This is a genomic window from Streptococcus sp. DD11 (assembly GCF_001578865.1).
Lineage (GTDB): Bacteria > Bacillota > Bacilli > Lactobacillales > Streptococcaceae > Streptococcus > Streptococcus panodentis.
Genome location: NZ_KQ969393.1, coordinates 1 through 3,874, shown reverse-complemented (window position 1 = coordinate 3,874; position 3,874 = coordinate 1). Strand labels below are relative to the sequence as shown.

General features: G+C 45.1%; 3 protein-coding genes, 1 tRNA gene and 1 pseudogene. 1 reads left to right on the top strand and 4 read right to left on the bottom strand.

Annotated elements, in window-relative coordinates; translation table 11 throughout:
* The 3 genes and pseudogenes from STRDD11_RS03310 to STRDD11_RS03295 all read right to left on the bottom strand — a co-directional run.
* Nucleotides 1–380: pseudogene (locus tag STRDD11_RS03310) on the bottom strand (3-oxoacyl-ACP synthase); the annotation flags it as partial.
* A complete protein-coding gene (locus STRDD11_RS03305; RefSeq protein ID WP_128835393.1) occupies nucleotides 380–814 on the bottom strand; it encodes a fatty acid biosynthesis transcriptional regulator FabT in 435 nt (144 codons plus the stop codon). The pseudogene STRDD11_RS03310 and the gene STRDD11_RS03305, both read right to left, overlap by 1 nt.
* Nucleotides 815–959: 145 nt before the next feature.
* Nucleotides 960–1,751, bottom strand: coding sequence for an enoyl-CoA hydratase (locus tag STRDD11_RS03295; protein WP_128835389.1), 792 nt, complete (start codon nucleotides 1,749–1,751; stop codon nucleotides 960–962).
* A gap of 254 nt (nucleotides 1,752–2,005) precedes the next feature.
* Between STRDD11_RS03295 and STRDD11_RS03290 the strand changes: the two genes are divergently transcribed.
* Nucleotides 2,006–3,370 (top strand): aspartate kinase, encoded by a 1,365-nt coding sequence (locus STRDD11_RS03290; RefSeq protein ID WP_128835387.1) that lies wholly within the window; start codon nucleotides 2,006–2,008, stop codon nucleotides 3,368–3,370.
* A 425-nt stretch (nucleotides 3,371–3,795) separates the two neighbouring features.
* On the opposite strand, the gene STRDD11_RS03285 is transcribed toward STRDD11_RS03290, so the two are convergent.
* Nucleotides 3,796–3,869 (bottom strand) — tRNA-Asn (locus tag STRDD11_RS03285).
* Nucleotides 3,870–3,874: the final 5 nt, after the last annotated feature.

The following is a 3,874-nucleotide window of genomic DNA, read 5'->3' as shown; positions in this document are numbered from 1 at the left end:
GCGATTAGCTTTTCAGCCGTTGATAGGGCAAAGACAAAGCCGCTGCAGGCCGCCGTCAGATCGAAGGCGAAAGCATTGACTGCTCCTACCTTGGCCTGTACTCGGGCCGCCACGGAAGGCATCATCGAATCCGGAGTAACCGTCGCAACAATGATAAAATCAATGGCATCCGCAGTCAGACCAGTCTTATCCAACAGCTGCTGCGCAACTTTGGCCGCTAAATCGCTGGTTGACTCATTGCGGGACAGGTGGCGTTTCTTAATCCCTGTACGGCTTGAAATCCACTCATCGCTGGTATCCATCACTTTGGCCAAATCGTCATTGGTGATGACCTGACTGGGAGCATAATGAGCCACTTGGCTAATTTTAGCATAGTTCATTATTTCAAATCCTCTAGGAAACTATATAAATTTTGCAGGCCCTTTTGCATCACCTGTCTCTCCTCAGAGCTCATCCCGTCAATCACCTGCATCACCATGCGATTGTGGAAGCGCTTATGAAGACGATACAAAAGCCGCCCATTCTTTGTCAAACTCAGATGCACTACACGGCGGTCAACCTCTGAACGGCGACGTTCAATATAGCCCTTGCGCTCCAGATTGTTCAAGCTGGTCGTGACAGTCCCCAGGGTCACCATCAGTTCCCTTGAAATATCACTGGGAGTTGCATTGGGGGTTGAGCCGATCACATCAATGGTATGCATTTCTTTGATAGAAACATCATTGAAACGGCTGCTTCGGAGGCTCGATTCTTCAATAACCAAGACGTTATTAAAAATCGAAGTTAAATAATCGTTTACTAATTGGAAATCCAAACTCTACACCTCCTTGAAAAATACTTTGACAATCAAATTTTATCAGATAGGACAGCATTTTGCAAGTCTTTTTGAAAAATATTTTGATTTTCAAATAATTTTCTATTGCTTTTGCACAAATATTAAAAGAACACGTCATTGAACACTATTTACCAGTAAAATTGGGCCGGCGCTTTTCAGAATAAGCCCGAACACCCTCCTTAAAATCTTCTGTGAATGCCAGAGATTTCTGCAGTTCCAGCTCCAGCTCGGCATATTCCTGCCAGCCGCTGAAAAGGCTCTTCCAGACCATTTTCTTCATAGCACTGTAAGAATTGGCCGAACCGCGCTTCAGCTTCTTGAGGAGCTGCTCTGTCGTTTTGGTCAGCTTTTCAGCTTCGCAGACCTTGTAGAGCAAGCCGTAATCAAGCGCCTTCTCTGCTGTCAGAGCCTCGCCGGTCATGACCAGATGGGTCGCCCGGGTCACACCGATAGCACGGGTCAGCAGATAGAGCCCCCCCGCATCAGGAGCCAGACCGACACCGACAAAGGCCTGAATAAAGCGGGATTTCTCCGTAGCAATACAGAAATCAGCAGCCACAACCATATTGGCCGCCGCTCCGGCGACTGGACCATCCACACTCATAATCACTGGTTTCAGCAGGCGTTTCATCGCAAATGAAATATCATTAACCAGCTCAGCTATTTTTACCAGTGATTGGACATCATCCTCACCGACTGCCCGCTGCATCTCTGCTAAGTCACCGCCGACAGAGAAGACCTTGCCATTGGCATTGATGACTAAAAATTTTACCGACTCGTCCTTATCCGCCAGCTCTATCGCTTCCAGTATTTCCTCGCACATGGGGATATTAAAACCATTGGAAACTTCCGGACGATTGAAAGTAATCGTTGCTACCTCGTCAGTCACATTGTAGAGAATACCCTTAAAAGCCATTCGAACTCCATTCCCGGCCGAACCACAGCAGCCGTTTTTGTTTTATGATTAAATAATTTGATAATCAAATTATAACTCATGACTTATTGTATCATAAAATTGAAGACAAAGAAAATAAAAATCATAAAAAATGAAATTATATTCGGATTTTGCTTAAAAAATCTCTGAAATCGTTCAAAAAAATGAAGTAGAATCCCGTTTGAAAAATTTTCAGAATTTTGTTATAATTTTCTAAATAAGAATGAGGAGCCACTATGAAAGTCGTAAAATTCGGCGGAAGTTCGCTTGCTTCTGCAACCCAGTTACAAAAAGTCCTAAATATCGTCAAGTCGGATAAAGAACGCCGCTTTGTCGTTGTCTCTGCTCCAGGAAAGCGGGATGGCAGCGATATGAAAGTGACCGATGCCCTGATACGGTATTACCGCGATTATCTGGCCGGAAACGATCTGGCTCCACATCAGCAGTGGATCATCCAGCGCTATTCAGATATCGTCACAGAGCTGGGACTCAAAGCCTCCGTTCTTGAGAGAATTTCAAAAAACATCCTCTCGCTGGCCAGCCTCCCTATTGATGACAATGAATTTCTCTATGACAGCTTTCTAGCTGCCGGTGAAGACAATAACGCCCGACTGATTGCAGCCTTTTTCAGCCAAAACGGCCTTCCTGCCCGCTATATCCATCCAAAGGAAGCTGGTCTTCTCGTTTCCAGCGAACCCGGCAATGCGCGCATCCTGCCATCCAGTTATGATAAAATCGAAGAATTAAACAATTCTGAGGAAGTTCTAGTTATCCCAGGCTTCTTTGGCGTTACCCGAGATGGGCAAATCTGCACCTTCTCACGAGGCGGATCCGACATCACCGGTTCCATTATTGCAGCAGGTGTCAAAGCAGATATATACGAAAACTTCACTGATGTTGACGGCATCTTTGCTGCCCACCCGGGAATTGTCCATAAACCCCACTCTATTTCCGAGCTGACCTATCGGGAGATGCGGGAATTGGCCTATGCCGGCTTTACCGTTTTGCACGATGAAGCCTTGCTTCCAGCCTATCGCGGCAAAATCCCTCTGGTTATCAAAAACACCAACAATCCCGACCATCCAGGAACAAGAATCGTCCATCAGCACAGCAGTGAACATCTCCCTGTTGTTGGAATTGCCGGAGATGCCGGCTTTGTCAGCATCAATATGTCCAAATATCTGATGAACCGGGAAATCGGCTTTGGTAGAAAAGTTCTGCAAATTCTTGAGGAACTCAATATCGGCTGGGAGCATATGCCGACAGGAATTGACGACCTTTCCATTATCCTGCGCGAACGGGAACTGACACCAATCAAAGAAGAAGAGATCCTTCGCCAGCTGCTCCAGAAAGCTGAGGTTGACCACGCCGAAATCGAGCATGACCTTTCTATTATCATGATTGTCGGCGAAAAAATGAAAAGCCGTATCGGGGTTACAGCAACTGCAACCAAGGCCCTGTCAGAAAACAAGATCAACATTCAGATGATGTCACAAGGTTCAAGCGAAGTCTCTATTATGTTCGTTGTCAATAAAGAACAGGAAAAAGCAGCTATCCGAGCCCTTTACCGTGCCTTTTTTGAACAAAAAACAGAAAAATAACGGACGAAGCTGGTTCAAAAATTCTGTTTTGAGTCAAGATTGCCTTAGCTGGCTAATGAGGCTGTAAACAACCGACTTTGTCGCTTCATTCGGATTGTTAGAAGCTGGACTAAGAAGACAAGGTTTTCTTCTTAGTCTAGCCCGGGCCATTGAGAGTGAAACAGACTCCCATGATGACTGCGTCTTTACGTACAGAGAGATGTCTCTTTTGGAAAAACTGAATAAACGGGTTTCTGTATCGCCTTGCTCTGGATCTGATAAAAAACATTTATAGTCATTTAGTCTGAAAACAGTATATTAAGGCATCAGTAACAGAGCTCATTCCCCGAAGGAATTCCGTGACTGCTTTTTGATTTTTGATGAGTATCAAACGCCAAAAACTTTAGAACAAGAAAAAAGAGGTAACTATAACCTCTTTTTTAATACTCCGCCAGTAGGACTCGAACCTACGACATCATGATTAACAGTCATGCGCTACTACCAACTGAGCTATGGCGGAAAAAA